This is a genomic window from Streptomyces sp. HPF1205, from assembly GCF_020400825.1.
Classification (GTDB): domain Bacteria; phylum Actinomycetota; class Actinomycetes; order Streptomycetales; family Streptomycetaceae; genus Actinacidiphila.
Map to the genome: position 1 here is coordinate 1 of NZ_JAINVH010000112.1, position 1,208 is coordinate 1,208.

Annotated in this window: 1 protein-coding gene; it reads left to right on the plus strand. The window is 73.8% G+C overall.

The window, feature by feature from the left end; genetic code table 11:
* Window positions 1-1,208: type I polyketide synthase (locus K7G61_RS35860; protein ID WP_225851339.1), on the plus strand; the 1,208-nt coding region annotated here is incomplete at both ends.

Below are 1,208 nucleotides of genomic sequence, written 5' to 3' on the forward strand. Positions count from 1 at the left end.
GTGTCGGTATGGCCGCCCGCGCGGAGGCGTCCGCCGAACTCGGCCGCCGCGGCCTGCGCGCGCTGGAACCCGCCCGTGCGCTCGCCGCGTTCGAGCGGGCCCTCGGCAGCGGCCAGGCCACGTCCGTGGTCGTGGACGTCGACTGGGAGCGCTTCGCCCCCGCGTTCACCGCGCAGCGCGGAAGCGCCCTCTTCGACGGCGTCCCCGAGGCGCGGAACGCCCTGGCGGGCGGCAGCGCCGGGACGGAACGCACCGGCCTGGCTGCCCGGCTCACGGCCCTGCCGGGTGCCGAACGCCGGCGCGGACTGGTCGATCTCGTACGGAACGCCGCCGCCGCCGCGCTCGGTCACGAGTCGGCCGAGGCGATCGAACCCGGCCGCGCCTTCAAGGACTTCGGGTTCGATTCGCTGATGGCGGTGGAACTGCGCAACCGGCTGGCCACCGCCACCGGACTGCGCCTGTCGACCACCCTCGTCTTCGACCACCCCACCCCGGCCGCTCTGGCCGCACACCTGGACGGCGAACTGGTCGGCGCCACCACCGCCCCCACAGCCACCGCCGACTCCGGCTCCGTCGAGGCGGTTTCCGGCACGGTCGTGGACGAGCCGATCGCCATCGTCGGCATGGCCTGCCGTTTCCCGGGCGGCGTGACCTCGCCGGAGGACCTGTGGCGGCTCGTCATGGAAGAGGGCGACGCGATCGGCGACTTCCCCACCGACCGCGGCTGGGACCTGGACTCCCTCTACGACCCCGACCCCGTACACCCCGGCACCTCGTACGTGCGCGTCGGCGGGTTCCTTCAGGACGCCGCCGGGTTCGACGCCGGTTTCTTCGGGATCTCGCCGCGTGAGGCGCTGGCGATGGACCCGCAGCAGCGGTTGCTGCTGGAGACGTCGTGGGAGGCCGTCGAGCGGGCCGGGATCGACCCGGCCGTGCTGCGCGGTTCGCGTACCGGTGTGTTCGTCGGCACCAACGGCCAGGACTACGCGGCCCTCCTGCAGAATGCCGTCGAGTCCGCCGACGGCCACGTCGGTACCGGCAACGCGGCGAGCGTGGTGTCCGGCCGCGTCGCCTACACCCTCGGCCTTGAGGGCCCGACTCTGACGATCGACACCGCCTGTTCCTCGTCGCTGGTGGCGCTGCACCTGGCCGTGCAGGCGCTGCGGGCCGGCGAGTGTTCCATGGCACTGGCCGGCGGTGTGACGGTG